23 protein-coding genes are annotated in these 20532 nt (G+C 33.5%); 10 read left to right on the top strand and 13 right to left on the bottom strand.

Annotated elements, in window-relative coordinates; genetic code table 11:
- Positions 1 to 166 precede the first annotated feature (166 nt).
- The 4 genes from ACZZ95_RS00890 to ACZZ95_RS00875 all read right to left on the bottom strand — a co-directional run bounded on the left by ACZZ95_RS00890 (position 167) and on the right by ACZZ95_RS00875 (position 2485).
- Positions 167 to 727 (bottom strand): helix-turn-helix domain-containing protein, encoded by a 561-nt coding sequence (locus ACZZ95_RS00890; protein ID WP_463467674.1) that lies wholly within the window; start codon positions 725 to 727, stop codon positions 167 to 169.
- 1 nt (position 728) lies between these two features.
- Positions 729 to 1256, bottom strand: coding sequence for a DUF3347 domain-containing protein (locus ACZZ95_RS00885; RefSeq protein ID WP_463467673.1), 528 nt, complete (start codon positions 1254 to 1256; stop codon positions 729 to 731).
- A 98-nt stretch (positions 1257 to 1354) separates the two neighbouring features.
- Positions 1355 to 1687 carry a hypothetical protein gene (locus tag ACZZ95_RS00880; RefSeq protein ID WP_463467672.1) on the bottom strand — a complete coding sequence of 111 codons (333 nt, stop codon included), beginning with the start codon at positions 1685 to 1687 and terminating at the stop codon, positions 1355 to 1357.
- Between the two features lie 93 nt (positions 1688 to 1780).
- Positions 1781 to 2485, bottom strand: a complete 705-nt coding sequence (locus ACZZ95_RS00875; RefSeq protein ID WP_463467671.1) for a helix-turn-helix domain-containing protein — start codon at positions 2483 to 2485, stop codon at positions 1781 to 1783.
- A gap of 233 nt (positions 2486 to 2718) precedes the next feature.
- Here ACZZ95_RS00875 and ACZZ95_RS00870 point away from each other — a divergent pair, with 233 nt between their 5' ends.
- The 8 genes from ACZZ95_RS00870 (at position 2719) to ACZZ95_RS00835 (ending at position 11150) form a co-directional block, all read left to right on the top strand.
- Positions 2719 to 3885, top strand: a complete 1167-nt coding sequence (locus tag ACZZ95_RS00870) for an MFS transporter (RefSeq protein ID WP_463467670.1) — start codon at positions 2719 to 2721, stop codon at positions 3883 to 3885.
- 750 nt (positions 3886 to 4635) lie between these two features.
- Entirely contained in the window at positions 4636 to 7728 is a 3093-nt protein-coding gene (locus tag ACZZ95_RS00865) for a SusC/RagA family TonB-linked outer membrane protein (protein WP_463467669.1), read from the top strand.
- A 20-nt stretch (positions 7729 to 7748) separates the two neighbouring features.
- Entirely contained in the window at positions 7749 to 8774 is a 1026-nt protein-coding gene (locus ACZZ95_RS00860) for a RagB/SusD family nutrient uptake outer membrane protein (protein ID WP_463467668.1), read from the top strand.
- Positions 8722 to 9027, top strand: coding sequence for a RagB/SusD family nutrient uptake outer membrane protein (locus ACZZ95_RS00855; protein ID WP_463467667.1), 306 nt, complete (start codon positions 8722 to 8724; stop codon positions 9025 to 9027). Before ACZZ95_RS00860 ends, ACZZ95_RS00855 begins: the two co-directional genes overlap by 53 nt.
- A 54-nt stretch (positions 9028 to 9081) precedes the next feature.
- On the top strand, positions 9082 to 9426 hold the full coding sequence (locus ACZZ95_RS00850; protein ID WP_463467666.1) for a hypothetical protein: 345 nt from the start codon (positions 9082 to 9084) through the stop codon (positions 9424 to 9426).
- A complete protein-coding gene (locus tag ACZZ95_RS00845) occupies positions 9407 to 9541 on the top strand; it encodes a hypothetical protein (protein ID WP_463467665.1) in 135 nt (44 codons plus the stop codon). Before ACZZ95_RS00850 ends, ACZZ95_RS00845 begins: the two co-directional genes overlap by 20 nt.
- A gap of 30 nt (positions 9542 to 9571) precedes the next feature.
- On the top strand, positions 9572 to 10972 hold the full coding sequence (locus ACZZ95_RS00840; protein WP_463467664.1) for a DUF4957 domain-containing protein: 1401 nt from the start codon (positions 9572 to 9574) through the stop codon (positions 10970 to 10972).
- A complete protein-coding gene (locus ACZZ95_RS00835; protein ID WP_463467663.1) occupies positions 10866 to 11150 on the top strand; it encodes a DUF5123 domain-containing protein in 285 nt (94 codons plus the stop codon). The genes ACZZ95_RS00840 and ACZZ95_RS00835 overlap by 107 nt, the downstream gene beginning before the upstream one ends.
- Positions 11151 to 11321: 171 nt before the next feature.
- On the opposite strand, the gene ACZZ95_RS00830 is transcribed toward ACZZ95_RS00835, so the two are convergent.
- The 4 genes from ACZZ95_RS00830 to ACZZ95_RS00815 all read right to left on the bottom strand — a co-directional run bounded on the left by ACZZ95_RS00830 (position 11322) and on the right by ACZZ95_RS00815 (position 13682).
- Entirely contained in the window at positions 11322 to 11894 is a 573-nt protein-coding gene (locus ACZZ95_RS00830; protein ID WP_463467662.1) for a pentapeptide repeat-containing protein, read from the bottom strand.
- Between the two features lie 29 nt (positions 11895 to 11923).
- Positions 11924 to 12124, bottom strand: a complete 201-nt coding sequence (locus ACZZ95_RS00825) for a hypothetical protein (protein WP_463467661.1) — start codon at positions 12122 to 12124, stop codon at positions 11924 to 11926.
- A gap of 71 nt (positions 12125 to 12195) precedes the next feature.
- Complete coding sequence (locus tag ACZZ95_RS00820; protein WP_463467660.1) at positions 12196 to 13116, bottom strand: helix-turn-helix domain-containing protein; 921 nt, start codon at positions 13114 to 13116, stop codon at positions 12196 to 12198.
- A gap of 2 nt (positions 13117 to 13118) precedes the next feature.
- The gene (locus tag ACZZ95_RS00815; RefSeq protein WP_463467659.1) at positions 13119 to 13682 is read right to left on the bottom strand and encodes a DUF6642 family protein; all 564 of its coding nucleotides are present in this window, start codon (positions 13680 to 13682) and stop codon (positions 13119 to 13121) included.
- Positions 13683 to 13867: 185 nt separating this feature from the next.
- On the opposite strand from ACZZ95_RS00815, the gene ACZZ95_RS00810 reads away from it, so the two are divergent.
- Positions 13868 to 14473, top strand: a complete 606-nt coding sequence (locus ACZZ95_RS00810) for a 5'-methylthioadenosine/S-adenosylhomocysteine nucleosidase family protein (RefSeq protein ID WP_463467658.1) — start codon at positions 13868 to 13870, stop codon at positions 14471 to 14473.
- Positions 14474 to 14896: 423 nt separating this feature from the next.
- Complete coding sequence (locus ACZZ95_RS00805) at positions 14897 to 16699, top strand: glycoside hydrolase family 2 protein (protein WP_463467657.1); 1803 nt, start codon at positions 14897 to 14899, stop codon at positions 16697 to 16699.
- Between the two features lie 305 nt (positions 16700 to 17004).
- On the opposite strand, the gene ACZZ95_RS00800 is transcribed toward ACZZ95_RS00805, so the two are convergent.
- From ACZZ95_RS00800 to ACZZ95_RS00780, 5 genes are read right to left on the bottom strand one after another with little or no spacing between them, the layout of a single operon-like run.
- Positions 17005 to 17709 carry a DUF4249 family protein gene (locus tag ACZZ95_RS00800; RefSeq protein ID WP_463467656.1) on the bottom strand — a complete coding sequence of 235 codons (705 nt, stop codon included), beginning with the start codon at positions 17707 to 17709 and terminating at the stop codon, positions 17005 to 17007.
- Positions 17648 to 17845, bottom strand: coding sequence for a hypothetical protein (locus tag ACZZ95_RS00795; RefSeq protein ID WP_463467655.1), 198 nt, complete (start codon positions 17843 to 17845; stop codon positions 17648 to 17650). The genes ACZZ95_RS00800 and ACZZ95_RS00795 overlap by 62 nt, the downstream gene beginning before the upstream one ends.
- Before the next feature lie 4 nt (positions 17846 to 17849).
- The gene (locus ACZZ95_RS00790) at positions 17850 to 18560 is read right to left on the bottom strand and encodes a hypothetical protein (protein ID WP_463467654.1); all 711 of its coding nucleotides are present in this window, start codon (positions 18558 to 18560) and stop codon (positions 17850 to 17852) included.
- Positions 18532 to 20085: a TonB-dependent receptor gene (locus ACZZ95_RS00785; protein WP_463471603.1), complete on the bottom strand. Its 1554-nt coding sequence runs from the start codon at positions 20083 to 20085 to the stop codon at positions 18532 to 18534. Before ACZZ95_RS00785 ends, ACZZ95_RS00790 begins: the two co-directional genes overlap by 29 nt.
- 53 nt (positions 20086 to 20138) lie before the next feature.
- The gene (locus ACZZ95_RS00780; RefSeq protein WP_463467653.1) at positions 20139 to 20423 is read right to left on the bottom strand and encodes a hypothetical protein; all 285 of its coding nucleotides are present in this window, start codon (positions 20421 to 20423) and stop codon (positions 20139 to 20141) included.
- Positions 20424 to 20532: the final 109 nt, after the last annotated feature.

Here is a 20532-nt window from a genome sequence, read left to right as displayed (position 1 = left end):
AATTTTGAGAATGATTTGTAATATTTACTAAATTTTATTTAACCGCAAAGGACGCAAGCATTTTTGCTATGCTCGTTTTATATAAAAACGCAAAGTTCGCAAAGCTTTGTCTTAAAAAATCTTTGCGAACCTTGCGTAAATTCTCTGTGTTCTTTGCGGTTAAAAACTATATATTCTCGATCTGAATACGTTTTTTATCTTTCGATTGTTTGAACGAAGTAGGAGTAAAGCCAGTAATTTTTTTGAATTGATTACTCAAATGAGCCACATTGCTGTAATTTAAAATATCGGCAATTTCGCTTAACGAAAGCTCATTATAAACCAATAATTCTTTTACCTTTTCGATTTTCTGACTTATAAAATATTTCTCGATTGTGGTGTTTTCAACTTCAGAAAATAGATTGCTCAACGAATTGTAATCCTGATTGAGATTTTCTGCCAGATAATCTGATAAATTGATTTTGAGATCATTGTTTTTATGATGCACCAAATCTATGATCAGGTTTTTTATTCTCTCAACCGTTTTTGTTTTTTTATCATCGATTAAGTCAAAACCTAAAGCTTGGAGATTTTCCAATAAAACTTCTTTATGCTTATCGCTGATTTCTTCGTTTAGCTCAACTTCTCCTAATTCGACAGCAATAGTTTGAAGTCCGAGTTTTTCGAGCTCAGACTTCACAACCATTTTGCATCGGTCGCACACCATATTCTTGATGTAAAGCTTCATATTATTTAATCGTTTCTACTACGTTGCCGCAAGTCAGCATTGAAGAACCGTAATACGGGTTTTTAACTGCTTTTTCTTTGCTTAACCAATCAGCATCTGCCATTGGGCAGTATTGTTTGTAAATTGGCTGTTCTGGATTTGAAACTTTTATAAGATCATAAGTGTTTTTTGATAATGATTTAAAAGTCTCACGTTGTTTTTTAAGATCTGTTGTTGCAGAAATACCTTTTGCATCGGCAGTTAATTTTTTTACCACTTTCATCCAAACCGTATGTTCGTTACTTTTTAGTTTGTCCATTTTAACTGCGGTAATGGCATTCAATAAATCTTTGGCTTTCGCCGAAGTTAATTTGCTGTCACTTTTTATAAGTGCATCTTTTACGGTAAAATAAGCATCATAAACGCTTTGTAATTGAGAATCTGCGACTTCAATTTCTGTTATTTCAGATTTAGCTGTGCTAGCTTGAATGTTATTTGCAGAAAATAATAATGTGATTATTGCTGTTACAGCTATTATAGATTTTTTCATTGTGTTTTGATTTGATAAAGAAATTTGAAATTCCTTTAAAATTATTAAAAATTATTCGTGTCAAAAAGACCCAATATGGGCTGTCAAAAATGCGAAACTTATATTTTCGGCTTTAGCCAGATTGAAGTAAATCCAGAAGAAATAGTAACTTCAGGATAATAAGAAAAAGTGCTTTTTAAAGAAAAATTAAATACATCATTTTCCAAATCAAAATTGTTTGAATTTAAAATAATGGATTGAAAAGTTGAGGTATTACAGCCCGAATGACTGCATTTTCCGTTGCAATTGTGTTTTTCTTTTTTGGAATGTTTATTTTCACAGCATTTTTTAGAACAGCTGTTTTTCTCTTTAGAAGTAATTTCTGTCTGATGACCATTATTGCATGCGTAAGAGCTCGGACTCAAAAATAAGCTGAGCGTAAGGAAAAGCATGAATATGTGGATTTTTCTAGACAAGGAAATTGTTTTTCAAATACAAATTTAACTAAAAATGTTCGAGGATATTGTTTTTTAAGATTTCAATAACTACAGTTTTTTAAAATCAGTTGGTTTCATGTTTTTTCGCTTTTTAAAATAATTGCTCAAATGACTTTCATCGGTGAAACCAAATTCATACGCAATCTGTTTAATAGGCAATTGATTGTTGTGAAACCTTTTTTCGATTAAAGTAGTTCTCAAATTATGAATGTACTCGCGATAGCTAATACTGAATGTTCTTTTAAAATAAGCGCTAAAGTACGTTTGCGCAATATTAAAATGATCTGCTATTACTTTAACCTGAACCAATTTTGGCTGGTAAATATTCTGATGAATATAATTTGCGATTTGTTCGTTATCCAAATGTGTCGATTTCATCTGTAGATTCATACAACGGATCGTTTCTTTAATTAAACCGAAAATCGAAAGAATCTGGTAAAAAACGATTGGAGAAGAAGTAACATCAATATATTGGCCATAAGTTACAATGTTTTCAACCGTGTTTCTCAGAATTGTTTTGCAAGGTTCATCAAACTTCAAAACAGTTTCTTTCAAAATTTTATCTCGCATGAAGCTTTCTGGCGTGTTCACAAGAAATTCGTCGCAGGTAAGATTTTGTTTCGAATTGAAATAATTATCTGTGAATTTGATAAAAGTAAACTTTGTGCTTTTCTTTATATCAAAATAATGTTTATCGTCTGGAGAAATCACAAATAAATCTCCTGCTTTGTAAGGTAATAGATTGTTGTTCAAGTGATGAATGCTCAGCTCCCTTTTTTAATATAAATGATTTCATAATAGGTGTGCGTATGCGGCGGAAGATGAAATTTCTCTTCTTCAAACTCATCCAGCACAAGTGTTTTAAATTGATTTAATTTCGGCATAACTTAAATATACAATTTTATATCACAAATATACAACTTCTATTATTCGAAATGGTGTTAATTTTGCATCGTAGAAATTTATTCCTTTCTACTCTTAATGAAATGAAAAAAAGTCTTATTGCTCTCTCTTTAGGAGGGTTAACTATTGGAATTACAGAATTTGTAATGATGGGCTTACTGCCTGATATTGCTTCAGATATGAAAGTTTCAATTCCTGTGGCGGGTTATTTAATTTCCGCTTATGCACTTGGAGTTGTAATTGGAGCACCTTTATTAGTAATTGCAGGCAGGAATTTTGCACCAAAGAAAATGCTTTTAATATTAGCTTTAATGCTGGCCGTTTTCAATGCATTGTCAATTATCGCACCAGGTTATAATATTTTATTTGCGTCTCGATTTCTTTCTGGTTTACCGCACGGAGCATTTTTTGGAGTGGGAGCGGTAGTTGCAAGCCGTTTGGCAGATAAAGGAAAAGAAGCACAGGCAATTTCTATTATGTTCTCTGGTTTAACTATTGCAAACTTAATAGGTGTGCCAATTGGAACATATATAGGTCACCACTTTATTTGGCGCTATACCTTTGTATTAATTGCCATCGTAGGACTTTTTACATTTTTAGCGATTTATTTATGGATGCCAAATCTAGAAAAAGGCGAAAGTGTCAATATGAAAACACAGCTTCAATTTTTTAAGAAAACAGAAGCCTGGTTAATTATCGGAATTACGGCAGTTGGTTTTGGCGGCTTGTTTGCGTGGATCAGTTACATTGCACCTTTACTAACTAATGTGTCTAAATTTTCGCCAGAAGATGTGTCGTATATTTTGATCTTGGCAGGATTAGGAATGGTTGTTGGGAATTTTGCAGGAGGAAAATTGGCAGATAAATTTTCACCGGCGCCTACAACATTAGCCTTATTACTTGTAATGTCTATCGATTTGGTTTTGGTTTACTTTTTCTCCTTTAATCAATATGTATCTTTATTTCTGACTTTCTTAACTGGAGCTATTTCATTTTCTGTTATTGCGCCAATTCAGATGTTGATGATTCGTTCTGCAAAAGGAGCAGAGATGATCGCTTCGGCATCCTTGCAGGGAAGTTTTAATATTGGTAATGCTTTAGGAGCATTTCTAGGTGGATTGCCTTTGGCGACAGGACTTAGTTACTCATCTCCAAATTTAATTGGCGTTGGAATGTCAATTATCGGAATGATTATAACATTCATTTTGATGAAGTTACATCGCAAGCAGTTAGCTGTACAGCCTGTTTAAAAATAATATAATCTTTTTTTGAAGCCCTTAACTTTTGTTTAAGGGCTTTTTTGTGCTTTGTCCGCACTGCCTTTCGGTATGAAATTTTATACTTCTCTTTTCTGAATGCACTTACGTCAGAAAATACATTTTAAATTGTAAGGCCGTTTTCTATTAAAATTAATTTTTTTTTAAGCTTCTTCTGATTTTTAAGTGTAAAAATAACACCTAATAATTTCGTAATTAATATTCATGTAATCGATTGTTTTTTTTGCAAAAATCGAATCAAATGAGCGATAAGTAATAATATATTTAATATTTTATATTGATTAAAATTATATATGTCACATAAAAAATCGGTAATTTTTTTGATATATAATTTTTTTTAGGAATTTTTTAGGAATTTTTATTTTTCGTTTAAAAAAAATATCTATGTTTGTGTAATCGATTACAACAATTTTTTCTAATACACGAAATCGATTAAGTACTCAAGGGCAAAAAAAGATAAACAGTACAGTATTATTGAATGCTGTAAAATTAAATGTTAAAAAAGCACTTATAATAATTATAATAAAATGAATTGAACGTAACCACAAAAAACCACTTAAACTAAAACGAAAAAAAATAATTAACTTAAACAATCAACCATGAACTTTAAAGAATTATTAAACAAAGGAGCAGATTTTTGCTTTAAACTTGTTTTCTTACTGTGCTTATTGATCGGCAGTCAAACATACGCGCAGACCACAATGATAGAGGGAACTGTGAAAGATGCTTGCGGGACTTTCTTTACCAGGCGTAAATGTCTTGGAGAAAGGAACTAAGAACGGGACTTCTACTGACTTCGACGGTCATTACAAATTGAAATTAACCAATCCGAAAGCGGTTTTAAGTTTTTCTTTTATAGGATTTAAAACAACCGACATTTCTACAGAAGGAAAAACGAAAGTAAACGCAACTCTGTCTGAAGATTCTAATAACTTAAATGAGGTTGTAGTAATTGGATACGGAACATCTAAAAAATCTGATTTGACAGGTGCTGTAGCTACATTTTCTGGAAATGAAATGCGAAAAATTCCAACTCCTAATGTAACTGAAGCTTTAACAGGACGTATCGCGGGGGTTCAGGTAACTTCTTCTGAAGGTTCGCCAGATTCAAACGTACAGATTAGAATTCGTGGAAACGGATCTTTAACACAAGATGCTTCTCCATTATACATTGTTGATGGATTTCCTGTAAACAATATCAATGATATTTCTTCATCTGATATTGATACTATGACCATTTTAAAAGACGCTTCGTCTACAGCAATCTACGGTTCTAGAGGTGCTTATGGAGTTGTTATTGTTACGACAAAAAAAGGTAAAGACGGAAAAATCGCTGTAAACTTTAATATGTTTTACGGTATGAAAAAAATGGCCAATACGATTGGTGTTACGGCTCCGGAAGATTACGTAAAATGGCAGTACGAATATGCTTTGCTTAAAGACAATACAGATTTAAGTTCTTACGAAAAGTACTTTGGTTCATGGAAAGATTACGATATGTACAAAGGCATGAAAGGTAATAATTGGCAAAAACAAATTTTTGGACGCACAGGTGAGGTTCAAAGTCGTGATTTATCTATTCGTGGAGGTTCTGATAAAATGAACTATAATTTCAATTATGCTCATTATGATGAAAAAGCAATTATGCTTGGATCAGATTATAACAGAAATAACTTATCTCTTGCTTTAAACAGTAAAGCTTCTGATAAAATTGATTTAAGTTTTACAATGCGTTATTCTGATACTGAAATTAATGGTGGTGGTATGAACGAACAAAATGAGGTTTCTTCTGCAGATTCTCGTTTGAAAAATATTGTTGGTTATGCTCCAATTCCAGTTCCAGGTTTAACAACAGATGATACTGATGAAGCTGTTGCTGATAATTTAACACACCCTTTTGTGGCAATTTCAGATAGTGACCGCCAGCAATTCAGAAAAAACTTTAATATGCTCGGAAGTTTTTCTTGGAAACTAACTTCAGATTTAATATTCAAAACAGAATTAGGTTTAGATAATTATAATTTACAAGATTACCGTTATTTCGGTCGTACAACTTATTATGTAAAAAACAGCCCTGCAGCAGAAAGACAAGGTATGCCGGCTATGATAATGGGAGACAGAAAAGATACTCGTTTTAGAAATGCCAATACGCTTAATTATGATTTGAAAAAAATAGTTGGAGAAAATCATAGTTTAAAATTCCTTTTAGGTGAGGAATCAATTGATTATAAAAGAAATGACGTAAGCTCTGCAATTCAAGGATATCCATTGTCTTTTGATTTAGATCAAGCTAAAAAATTGACGACTCAGGGAACACCAGTTTCTGTTGATAATTTCTATTTCCCAGATGATAAATTACTTTCATTCTTTGGTCGTGTAAATTATGACTATAAAGACCGTTACCTTTTTACTGCAACATATCGTGCCGATGGTTCTAGTAAATTTTCAGGAGATAATAAATGGGGCTTTTTCCCAGCGGCAGGCATGACTTGGAAAATTTCAGGAGAGGAATTTATGAAAAATGCTTCTTGGGTTAATTTACTTAAATTAAGAGTAAGTTATGGTGAAGCAGGTAACAACAATATTCCAACAGGACAAATGGTTCAAAGTTTTATATCTTCTACAACTACATGGATCAACGGAGTAGATAATTTCTGGGCGACTTCTAAAACAATGGCTAATCCAGATTTAAAATGGGAAACTACAGTAACACAAAACTTAGGTTTAGATTTTGACTTATTTAAAAATAAGGTAACAGGATCTGTAGAGGTTTATAAAAATGTTACAAAAGATTTATTAATCAACTTCCCTATTGCTGGAGGAGGATATGATTTTCAATACAGAAACATGGGTGAGGTTCAAAACAGCGGAGTTGAGGCTACGTTAAATTTAAATCTTATCGAAAGAGCTAAATACGGCGTAAGTGTATCTTTTAATGCAGGATTCAATACCAATAGAATCAATTCTCTTGGTGTAATGAGTAATTATGGAGCAAGTTCTGGATGGGCTTCAACTGCAATTGGAAATGATTTCTTAGTAAACGTGGGCCAGCCAATTGGTATCATGTATGGATATAAAAGCGACGGACGTTATGAGGTATCTGATTTTGATTACAATGGAGGAACATATACTTTAAAAACTGGAGTAGCAGACGGTTCAACAATTGTAGGACCAATGAAACCTGGTGCAATGAAATTGAAAGATATTGATGGTGACGGTAAAGTAACTGCAAATGACCTTTCTGTAATTGGAAATTCTAATCCAAAAAGTACGGGTGGTTTTGTGTTGAATGCAAACGCTTACGGTTTCGACCTTTCTGTCGCATTTAACTACAGTATTGGAAATGATGTTTACAATGCCAACAAGATTGAATTTGGTACATCAGTGCCAAATGGACAATACAGAAATTTAAATTCTGAAATGGCTGACGGAACAAGATGGACAAATTTTGATCCTGCAACAGGACAATTGGTTACAGATCCAGTCGCATTGACTGCCTTAAATGCTAATACAACAATGTGGTCTCCTTATATGCCTCGCGCTGTATTTAGTGATTGGGCTGTTGAAGATGGATCATTCTTGAGACTTAATAATTTGACAGTAGGTTATACTTCGCCAGAAGCTTTAACATCAGCTTTGGGTGTTTCTAAGTTGAGATTTTATCTTACAGCTAGTAATGTTTTTGTTTGGACTAAATATTCAGGGCCAGATCCTGAGTCTTCAACAAGAAGAAACACACCTCTTACTCCGGGAGTTGATTACTCAGCTTATCCGAGAAGCAGACAGTTGATTTTTGGTTTAAACCTTAATTTTTAATTCAGTAAAACTTTCACAAGATGAAACATAAAATATTAATAGCAGGAATGTTTGTAGCAAGTCTTTTTTCTTCTTGCTCAGATGATTACTTAGACGCTCCAGCGCAATCGACATTAGACGAATCAGTTATTTTTTCAAGCCCTGGATTGGCAGAAGGAGCAATTGACGGAATTAAAGTTCCTTTTGCAGAAACAAATTCTTATAGAGGTCGTTTTCTTCCGTTCTACGGATTAAATACGGATACAGAATGGTATAACTCTTCACAGACTGTAAGTGATGCTTCTGATTTGTGTACTTATGATGCAAAGCCGAATAATTCTCAAATGAATACAACAAACAATGCTTGGGCAATGATGTACTCAGGTATTGAACGTGCTAATGTTTGTATTCGTGGTTTAAGAACTTATGGGAATCCAACTCCAGGATCACAATTAGGATATTTACTAGGTGAGGCTTTAACATTAAGAGCAATTTATTATGCTGATCTATTAAAAACTTGGGGAGATGTTCCTGCAAGATTTGAACCAGTAAGTAATGCAACTCTTTATATCGAAAAATCTAGTAGAGATATAGTTTACAAACAGATTATTGCAGATTTAGGAGAAGCGACGACATTGGTGCCTTGGCCTGGTGAAACTGCGGCAACAAGCAATGTTGAGAGAATTAACAAAGCTTTTGTAAAAGGATTTCGTGCTCGTTTGGCAATGGCGACCAGCGGTTTCCAGCAATATCCTGACGGAATAAGAAGAAGTACTGATCCTGAATTGTCTGTTGGAAATATGTATGCATTAGCTTTAGCAGAATCTCGTTCTGTTATCGCAAGCGGATCTGCACATTTAGAACCTTCATTTGAAACTTTCTGGAAAAAATACAATCAGGAATATATCACGGCTGGTGGAGAATCTCTTTGGGAACTTCCTTTTGCAGATGGTAGAGGACGTATGTTATTTACTTTTGCTGTTCGTCATACAACAAACGACCAATTCCATGCAAATGGAGCGAGATCGCGGTGGAACTGCAGGACCGCTTCCAACAGTATTTTATGATTACGATCAGGCAGATACTAGAAGAGATGTAACTTGTGTTCCTTACAAATATGGTACAGCTGTAAATAATGTTGCAAAACAAGAATTAGGAGCTTTGAATACTTGGTATTTCGGAAAATACCGTTACGAATGGATGACTCGTTTTGTAACTTCTACAAATGACGATGGTGTAAATAAAATTTATATGAGATATGCAGAAGTTCTTTTAATTGCGGCTGAAGCGGCAAATGAATTAGAAGGTCCTTCGGCGTGACTCCGTACTTAAAAGAAATAAGAAGAAGAGCTTTTCCAGCGAGCAGTTCAGGCGGTGAAAGTTGAGAACTATGTAGACGCTTTGACGAGTAAAGAATCTATGCTTAATGCTTTGGTGGAAGAAAATAAATTTGAATTTACTGGTGAAATGGAGCGTAAACAAGCGCTTATCCGTTGGAATTTATTAAAAGCAAAATTGGATGAAGCTAAAGTAAATATGAAAAATTTAGCTGATCGTACAGGACGATATGCTGATGTTCCAGTCGCTTTGTACTATAAATATAAAGCAGATAATGTAAGTTTAGATATTTATGGTCTTAATCGTGGTGAAACAACAAGCCCGGGTGCAGATTATACGCAATTTGCATGGACATGGACAGGTGCTTGCAACAGATACTAAAATAAATACTTTGTATAAACCAGGAGTTAATCCAGATAATAGACAATTTTGGCCAATCTGGCAGGTGTTTATTGATGGAAGCAACGGAAAATTAACTAATGATTATTCTTACTAACAACTCGCTGAAAATTAATAAAGTATAATTATGAAAACAAAATATATAACAAAAGGATTAATTGCTTCATTAATGCTCATGCTTGCTTTTTCTAGTCGCGAGACGTTTAATGAGCCAGTAATAGAAACTTTAGACGTAAGCAGAGAATTTTCTCCAATTGGTCTTAAAGCAACAATTAGAAATCAAACAACGGTCGAATTAAATTGGACTGTTAAAGCAGATGAAGATGCAGATCATTATGTAGTAGAGTTTAGTGCAGATGATCCAGAATTTAAGACGATTTATAAAACAGTAAATGTTGCTCCAACAGAATTACCTGTACAAGTACCGCTTGAAGGAGAAACAGTTTATTCTATCAGAGTAAAATCAGTAAGTTCTGTAGGGTTAGAAGATTCGAAATGGTCTATAACTACTGCTACTACTTTATCTGAACAATTGATGAATGTTGTTCAAGATGCTGATATTGAAGCAAAACAAGTTACTTTAAGATGGGCTCCAAACAGCAATGTAACACAAATTGTTGTTAATCCAGGAAACATAATTCATGCAGTTACGCCTGCAGAAAAAACTGCTGGAGTAGCTTTGGTTACAGGACTTGTGGGAGAAACAGATTATACCGCTTCTTTGTTTAACGGAACGAAGAAAAGAGGAGAAAGAACTTTTAAAACAGGAATCGACATCGGAACAGGAATTTTAGTTAAGCCTGAAGATGATTTAAATGCAAAAATTACTGAAGCGGCAGCTGGTGCTGTTTTAGTATTAATGCCGGGAGATTATCAAGTATTTAAAGGTGAAATTATTTTGAATAAAACAATTACACTTCGTGGATTGCGTCCAGGTGATAAGCCAAAATTACATGTGAAATTCACTGTAAATGCAGGAACAGCAAATCTGTCTTTAGTTGATTTAGACATTGAAGGCTCTGGCGTTGGCGACAGTAATTTTATTACAATTTCTGGTGCAAGTACAACTTATGGAGATGTCTTAATTAGCGGTTGTTATATTCATGACTACTTACGTGCTTTAATGTATGCAAATGCTTCACTTTCAAAATTGAATTCATTTACGGTAGATAATACTATTGTTAAAAACGTAAATAGCAATGCACAGGCAGATTTCATAGATTTCAGAAATACATATGTATCAAGTATAGTTGTAAAAAACAGTACATTCGATACTTGCTCAATTGGACGTGATTTTGTTAGGGTAGATGCTGTTTTACCTGCAAATGGAGGATTTTCAGGAACAGGCTTAGCTACAAATGTATTAATTGACAGTTGTACATTGTATAAAGTATCGAATACAGCGAGCACCAAAAAGAATTTTGTATTTACGTTTTGGATCAAACACATCAACGGTAAGAAATACATTAATTGTTTCTACGACTGGAATTTATACAAATCAGGCAGGGACTACTTTGCCAACATTTAATAAAAATTACTATTACGAGGCGACAAGTTTTATTGATGCCACTATTCCAAATAATAAAATTGATGCGTCTGCAACTACTGCAAATCCACAATTTGTAAATGTCGCGACTGGAGATTTTACTGTTAAAAATCAAACTATGATTGATAATAGAGTAGGAGATCCGCGTTGGATTAAATAAAATTTCATGGTTAATAAATAGGAAAAGCGGTATGCAAGTAAAATTGTATGCCGCTTTTTTGTTTTAGTCTCGGTTTTCAGTTTTCAGTTTTCAGTCTCAGTTTTCAGTCGCGACTGCGACTGCGACTGCGACTGTGACTGAAAACTGAAAACTGAAAACTGCGACTAAAAACTACTCAATAGCTAAATCAAATTTTTGCAATAAACCTGCTAGTGCGGTGTGTGAAACTTTTGTTCCTTTTATTTTGTTATCTGAAGGATCAAAAGCATAATTTGTGGAAGTCCTAAAATCTGTTTTTTCCAAAATACATTCCACGAAAGTGGCATTAGAGAGATCACAGTTTTTAAAAACAGCCAGAGATAAATCGGTGTTAGAAAAATCAGCTTCTTTTAGAGAACAATCTATAAAATTGGTTTTCTTTAGTTTTTTATAAATGAAAGTAGAATAGTCTAAAATACAATCCTGAAAATTCATCGAAAACAAAAAGCTGTTACTCGCGCTGAAATCTAAACCCATTAATTTACAGCCAATAAATTTTATATTTTTTAGTCCTGTATTTTTAAGAACGGCTAGAGAAAGATTACAATTTTTAAAAGTCGAATCTAAAAAGTCGTTATGACTCAAATCGCTTTTTGAGAAATTACAATTGATGAATTCGCAGTTGACAAATTCGGTATCCGATAAGCGTTGTTCAGAATAATCTACAGTATCAAATGTGCGATTTTGATATAATTTGGTTTCCATATAATTTGGTGAAAAATGTTGAAGTAATTTTATTCTAATTCGACGCAGTCAAAAATGCCATTATTTTGAATTAGATTTGGAATATCTAATTCACTGTCAATTCTTAAAATATTATCGCAGTCTTCAAGATCAAAATTCCACAACACATCTGGCAGTAATTCATGAAGGAGAACAGCGACCGACTCAAATTTTGAAACGCTGTCAACAGAAGTTTTAAATACATAAATCATAATTTGCATAATTTTGAACAGGCAAATTTCTGAAAAAGTAGTGCGTTTTGTTAGGATTCTATAATCAATAATTAGGACTTATCAATCATTTTTCGGTATCGAATTGGTGAAATTCCTTCTGCTTTCTTAAAAAAACGACTAAAGTAAGATTGGTCTTCAAAACCTATTCGTATTGCGATTTCACCTACAGAAAGTGTAGTTTGAAACAGCAGATATTTAGCTTCTAGTAATATGTTTTCGTCAATCCATTTTACAGCAGATTTTCCAGTTACCGATTTTACGCATTTATTCAAATGATTAGGCGTTACATTAAGCGACGAAGCATAATAATTAACTTGATGCTGTGTCTTTATTTGATCATGAATAAGCTCCTTAAATTTTCCTGTTATAACCTCAGCGACCGAAATGCCTTTAGTAGATTTTACAGCATTTTTGTTCATTTCATAAAATAAAGTAATCAGATACGACTGAACAATATTCAAATCAGTAAATGCTGTTTCGGAATACTCCTTTTTTAATCGTTCTAAAATATTGGTAATTGCACTTATATCTTGAGGTGTCAGCGTAATTTTAGGATTTCCAGAAATTTTCAAAAAATCAAAATCATTCAGTAATTCGCGGCTTCCGTATTTTCTAATTAAAATATCAGGATGAAATTGGCAGATATAGCCTTTATGTATACTGTTTACATTGTCGAGTGAGAAAATCTGTCCGGCAGGAACCATGATAATTTCATTATTGGTGGTTGTATATTCCTGATAACCCAATTTCATGACATGCTGGCCTGAAGAAATAAAAATTAAGGTATGACAGGAATGTTTAGAAGGAGGAACAGGATGTTGTATCTGCATTACTTCTTCAATTTCAAGGCAGAAAAAATGATCAGAATTTGATTTGAAAAGCAAATGAATAGGATTGTCTTCTCCTAGAAATTTCTCCCGAAATCCTGTTGGTCCGTAGGTTTTTATTTTTTCCGTGCCTTTTGTTTTCATCCTTAATAATATAATCTGAAATCAAGCAGTTTACACAAATTGTAATGTTTCATATAAAGATCTTCAACCACTTCAATCAAATTGTCGTTTTCCTGATACAAACTAAAGAACGCTTTGTCAATCGTACTGCGACTGGCAATTTTATTATAAGTAGAACCATAACCAGAAATAGCTCTTGCACCCGTTATGTCAAGAAAATACTGTGCTTCATCTTCAGTTAAATCTAAAACTTTAAGATTAGCAAAATGAATAATTTTACCTTTCATTTTACCTTCAAAAAGTTCAGCGATTTCTTCTAAGCTGTAATAATAATTATGAAGACAGATATTATTTTCCTGTCCTGGCATTGCCAGATAAATGATTTCGTAGTCTTTGAAATTATGATCTTCGTAAAGTAAAATATTCAAACTTTCTTCTAAGCCTTCAATAGTATCACAAGTTTTATGGATACTGGCAATTCCTTGGTCAATAGCCAATTCTTCCAGACATTTTACCACATGTGTTGGAGTAAGATCGTCTATATCTGGAACACCTTCTAGGCAGAAAATAAATTTTTCATTATCCATACAGTTGCGCTTTCTGATTTTTAAGGATTGAAATTTCTTTGTTTTTTGATTTTAGCAAAAGTATTTTTTCTGAAACAAAATCTAGCATAGAAAACAGAATTTAACTTGCTTTTTGGAATTTATGCAGATACTTCTTTACATAATTATTTAACCGTATTTTTGTGGACTGAAAATTACAATTACCCATGATACAGATTAATGAAAAGCAGTCGTTTGCTCTTGAAGATATATTATTCTCATTTGCATTGGAATCAGAAGCGGCAGAAGTTTTTAAAAGTCACAATACTTTAATTACAGGAATCGGAAAAGTAAATGCGACTTATGAATTGTCAAAGGCAATCCAAAAGAAAAGACCTTCGATAATTGTGAATCTAGGATCGGCGGGAAGCAGTTGCTTTCAAAAAGGCGAAGTAATCTGCTGTACCAAATTTGTGCGGCGCGATATGGATGTGCGCGGTTTGGGTTTTGCACAATATGAAACGCCGTTGTCGAATTTACCTCCAATTCTGGAATACGGTTTGTTAATGGATAATTTGAATGAAGGAATCTGCGGAACCGGCGACAATTTCGAAATGGGACATTGTTCTGATGCTTATAATGTTGTCGATATGGAAGCCTATGCTTTAGCCATGATCGCCATGAAAGAAAACATACCATTTTTATGTCTTAAATATATTTCTGACGGTGCCGATGATAACGCCGCAGAAGATTGGACGGTTCAGGTTCATAAAGCGACTATTGCTTACGGTAAAATTTTAGGATTGATAAAAGAATCAGAAGCCATTTCTTAGTTGAAATGGCTTTTTTTTATTTTTAAATTCAAGATATGTTTGCTTTAATAGATAGTATATTTTTTATAAAATAGATCTTTTCCATTTTCTTTCCTGTAAACACTAAAAATAGTAGTATTTGATTTTTTTGAAATAGAGTCTCCTATTTTTAGGTCAAAATTATCCTTAAATGTAGAATCAATTCTCAATCCATTTTGCAAATAAAATTCAGTCGTTCTTAATTGCCAAATATTTCGCAGATCAAAAAAAACTGATTTTAAAAATATAAAATCCTATAAATGCTAAACTGATAAGTATTTGATGGGGTGTTTTAAAGAAATGAATGAGTTTGATTTAATACAGCTTTAAAGAAACTTTTTAACTTTATAGTTTTCATTTTTTGAAGAGAGACTCATTAACTATTGAAACCAAAATGATTTTATTATGAAGAAAATTGTCATGTTGTGCTGTACTTTTCTGTTTTTTGGAAAAACAATGGCGCAGGAAATTCCTTTACTATCCAATATTTCATCTCGAAACAATATTACGTTAAACGGAAAATGGAGATATATTGTAGATCCTCTCGAAAACGGATATTATAATTATCGTTTAGAGCCTTTTAAAGACAATGGCTTTTTCGAAAATAAAAAATTCAACACAACAGAACTGAGTGAATATAATTTCGCAACCTCAGCCGTTATTGATATTCCGTCTGATTGGAATTCTAAAGATCAAAGATTGTTTTTTTATGAAGGAACAGTTTGGTTTCAAAAAGACTTCAATTATAAAAAGAATTCTCAAAGTAAAGGGATTCTTCATTTTGGAGCAGTCAATTACGATGCAAAAGTATATGTAAACGGAAAATTGGCAGGAACTCATGTTGGCGGTTATACACCGTTCAATTTTGATGTAACCGATTTATTGGTCGATGGAAATAATTTTGTTGTAGTAAAAGTCGACAACAAACGCCATAAAGATAATGTGCCAACCGTAAATATGGATTGGTGGAACTACGGCGGAATCACAAGAGACGTGACTTTGGCTCAAGTTCCAAATACTTATATCGAAGATTATCTGGTTCAATTGGATAAAAAAGAAAAAGGAAAAATTTCTGGCTGGGTAAAGTTGAACAGCGAAACGGCAAATCAAACCCTTTCAATCGCAATTTCAGAATTAAAAATCAAAAAGAATATTACAACTGATGCAAAAGGAATAGCCTATTTTGAGATTAAGGCCAATCCCGTTTTATGGACACCTGAAAAACCAAAATTATACGACGTAATGGTAAGCAAAGCAGATGAAAATATTGCAGATAAAATTGGTTTTAGAACTATTGAAACAAAAGGTAAAGAAATTCTGTTAAACGGAAAAAAAGTCTTTTTGCGCGGTATCAGCATTCACGAGGAAGCGCCTTTCAGATCTGGCAGAGCTTGGTCGGAGGAAGATGCAGTTACTCTATTAACTTGGGCAAAAGAATTGGGTTGTAATTATGTTCGTCTGGCACATTATCCGCATAACGAAAACATGGTAAAACGAGCCGAAAAAATGGGATTAATGATTTGGTCCGAAGTTCCTGTTTATTGGACTATTTCGTGGACAAATCCAGATACTTACGCCAATGCCGAACGTCAATTGCACGATATGATTTACAGAGATAAAAACCGCTGTGGAATCGTTATTTGGTCCATTGCAAATGAAACACCGCATGGAGACGACAGAGATATTTTCTTAAGTAAACTGGCAAAATACGCGCGTACACAAGACAATTCCCGTTTAATCAGTATGGCGATGGAAGTGACTTCGAGTGCCAATAATGTCAATACACTTCATGATAATATGAATGAATATGTAGATATTGTAAGTTTCAACCAATATTTAGGCTGGTACCGAGGAACGAATGAATCTTGTAAAGACATGAAATGGGTGATTCCGTATAACAAACCTGTTATTGTGAGCGAGTTTGGCGGCGAAGCATTACAAGGTTTGCACGGCGACAAAAAAGAACGCTGGAACGAAGAATATCAGGAAGAATTATACATTCAAAACACGCAGATGTTTAATCGTATCGAAGGTTTAGCGGGAGTTTCTCCTTGGATTTTAGTAGACTTTAGATCGCCGAGAAGACAATTGCCAAATATTCAGGATTTCTTTAATCGCAAAGGTTTAATTTCAGATCAAGGAATTAAAAAGAAAGCTTTTTATGTGATGAAGGGTTGGTATGCGGAGAAAGAAGAGGAATATAAATAAGTTAGTAGTTTAAATAAATTAGTAGTTAAATAAAGTGAAAAAACCCTCAAAATCAAAAACTGATTTTTGAGGGTTTTTTAATATGTTCCGTAGGAACATCTCATCGGTAGAAAAATTAGATAATCATCATTATTTTACGTTCCGTAGGAACGTTTCGTTTTGCTATGATTTTTTTAAATCCGATCAGACGTTCCTGCGGAACGTACTTTATTCTTTATTTGGTTGTTATTTTTTTTCTATCGATGAAACATTCCTACGGAATGATGATTGGGTATAAAAAATGAAAAGCTCTGTTTTATAAAAAATTACTTCACCAAATAATCAACCTGATCCGCTTCGCAAAGTCTAAAGTAACCCATTGCGTAATTATTTACGTTGTTATTATTGATGATATTTCCTCTGATATTTCCAGGAGGAACAGAAAAAGGATTGGAGCTTGAAGCTTCTAAAATTAATTTCATGTAATTGAAAAAGTTTTTAGAAACACCTCTATGTGTAATTTTTACAGTATTTCCCGCCTTCATATCTTCATCAGAAAATCTTGTACTAATTTCATTTCCATTATAAAATTCATCATTTGTGTTTTCATATTCAGGAAAAATTAGAAATTCACTTTGATAATCTGTTAAATAAAAATTCACTTGATCTGCAGGATCTGTATAATAAAAAGTAAGTTCGATTATATCTTCTCCGCCAAAATCGGGAACGAGGGCTTGTTCCACTTTAGTAATTGGAGTTACAGAAGTCAATTTTTCTGCGACTGTAAAACTTTGTCCCTCGGCTTCAACAAATAATTTATAGTCCATATCGATTACTGGAACAAAATTGTTGCATTTATAAACTCCCGGTTCCGTTTCTGTAAAAGTAAAAACGTCACCATTGCTATTTTCAACACGCACCTGCGCGCCCGAAACTTTTGGCGTTGTCTCGTTATAATAAGGAGCAGTTTTACTGATTTTTATAGTTTGTTCGTTTCCCGTAGTTCCTTTTTTTCCAGATAATTTCCGCATCAATTACTAATCTTGTTTCGCCAGTTTCCAAATCAAGATTTACAACATCTTCACAAGAAGTAAAAGACAATGCCAGCAAAAGAGTTAGTAATGCCAATGCTTTATTCATTATTCTATATTTTTTCAATTTATTCATAGCATTAAAATTTAAAATTATAAGAAACTCCAGGTACAATTCCGAAAATAGAAAGTCTTCTCGTTTCATTAGCTCCCGTATCATCATTAGTGGTAAAACTCATAGAAGCGACATTTTTTCTGTTGTAAACATTATAAAGGCTGAATACCCAATAGCTTTGCCATCCTTTCTTTTTGTCTGGTTTTGGAGTGTAAGTTGCGGCAACATCCAAATGGTGGAAAAGAGGCAGTCTGTTTTCGTTTCTTAAAGAATAGTTAGGAACATTGATTCCTCCAAATTCATAATATCCATTAGCATACGTTACCGGCTGACCCGACTGTAAAGTAAAATTACCATTAAAAGACCATTTCGGATTCAATTCGTAACTTCCTACAATGCTTAAATTATGCAATTTATCATATCCAGATAAATACCAGTCGCCATTAGCAATTCCTGGTTCTTCAGCAGTTCTTCCAGCTGTTTTTTGTTCTGCTCTAGATAAGGTATAAGAAACCCATCCCGTAAAATTTCCAGTATTTTTTCTAAACAATAATTCCAATCCATAAGATCTGGCTTTACCATTTAAAATAACCTGTTCGATATTATTGTTGGCCAAAACATCGGCACCGTCAATATAGTCAATACGGTTTTGAACTTTTTTATAAAATAATTCTCCTTCAAAAGAATAATCACCGTCTCTGAAATTTTTAAAATAACCCATCGCATATTGATCCAAAAGTTTGCGGTTTAGTAAAAGGTCCGCTTGGCGTCCAGATACTCATAGGCAGGGGAGACTGTGTATTTGATAAAATATGAATGTACTGCGCCATTCTGTTATAACTTGCCTTTATAGAAGTATCATCATTAAATGAATAAGATAAAGCGGCTCTTGGTTCAAAATTATTGAAAGTACTTATGGCTTGTCCTTTTTTATAATTTATGGTTCCCGTTGGAATTCCTTCTTCATAAATTTTATATAACGGATTGTATACCACTGCCTGACCATTTTCGTAAGTACTGATTTCTTCTCCGCCTAAACGGTAAAACGAACTGTAACGAAGTCCGTAACGGAAATTCAATTTCTCTGTAATTTGATTTTCAAAATCAATATAAGCAGAAGTTTCTAACGCAAATTTTTTATCCAGCTGTTTGTAATTAAACTGAGAATCACTACTTGTTGGCTGTACAACGCCAGGATTAAAATTATAATACAAGCCATCAATTCCGTAATTGATTTTAAATTTTTCTGAAGTTTGATAATTCCAAGCATACTTAAGTCCGTAACTACTGATCTTGCTGTCCCATTCGAAATTTTCTGTAGAAAGTCCCAAATTGAATCTGTAATCGCTGTAAAAAGCAGATAAATTAGAATTTAAGTTGTCAGAAAATTTATGTTTCCAGCTTAAAATTCCCATTGTACTTCCGTATGTGCTCGAAAAACGTTCATTAATATCAAATAAATCATTTCCTAAATAACCAGAAAAAGAAAGAGTATTATTTGGGTTGAAGCGATAATTGAATTTAGCATTCAAATCATAAAACATGGCAGAGTTTTTATTGTCTGCCAGTTTCATGAACAAATGCGCATACGAAGCACGTCCGGAAAGGATGAACGAACTTTTCTCTTTTTGGATCGGTCCTTGAACCAAAAGGCGGCTCGAAATAATTCCGATTCCTCCATTTACTTTATATTCTTCGAAATCTCCAGTCTGCTGTGTTACATCCAGAACAGATGAAACACGTCCTCCAAATTTAGACGGAATACCGCCTTTATATAAATCTAAACCGTTTACAATATCTGCATTAAAAATGGAGAAAAATCCAAACATATGCGAATCTGCATAAACAGGAGCGCCGTCTAAAAGAATCAAATTCTGATCGGTCGCACCGCCTCGGACATTAAAACCCGATGAAGCTTCTCCAGCATTGGTAACTCCAGGCAATGTCAAAATAGATTTTAAAGGATCCGGTTCTCCCATTGCAACTGGGATTTTCTTTATTTCCTGCATCGAAAGTCGGTTCACGCTCATTTGAGTCGTTTTGATATCAACCGCTTTATTGTTCATCACAATAACTTCTCCCAACTGCTGGCTGTCCGATTCTATTTTGAAATTAAGCGTAAGATCATCATTTACGGTGATACGTTTTTCTTCATTTTTAAATCCGATGTAGCTAATGGAAACAGTATAACTTCCGTTTGGAATTTCGATGCTGTATTTTCCATTTTCATCTGTTATGGCACTGGTTCCCAATTCTTGAATAAAAATATTGGCACCAATAACAGGCTGTCTTTCCTCATCAAGGATTTGACCTTTTAGCCTGCTTTTTTTTTAGTCGCTTTCTGAGTTTGAGCTTTCTGTTTTACAAAAATATTATTTCCTGCTATCGAAAATTGTACAGAGGAAATCTTGTTTAATTCATTAATAAGACTCTTGATTTCGGTCTGCTTAAAAGTGCTCTTTTGATTAAAATATTTTTTGCTGGTATCAATTTGATCTGTAAAAGCAAATTTGAAATCCGATTGATTTTCAATTTGCTTGAAGAATTCTTTTAAGGTAACATTTTGATCTACAGTTACTGTAACGCTCTGAGCAGACATACATAAACTGAATAAAAAAAAGCATGCTGAAATTATATGCTTCATGAAATTTTGTATTTTTGAATATTATTAAATGGAATAACTTCGTGTTATCCTGATTATAAGGAGG

The sequence above is a fragment of the Flavobacterium sp. AC267 genome (assembly GCF_979258715.1).
The sequence above is the reverse complement of the archived record's forward strand: the minus strand, read 5'-3'. Positions and strand labels throughout refer to the sequence as shown.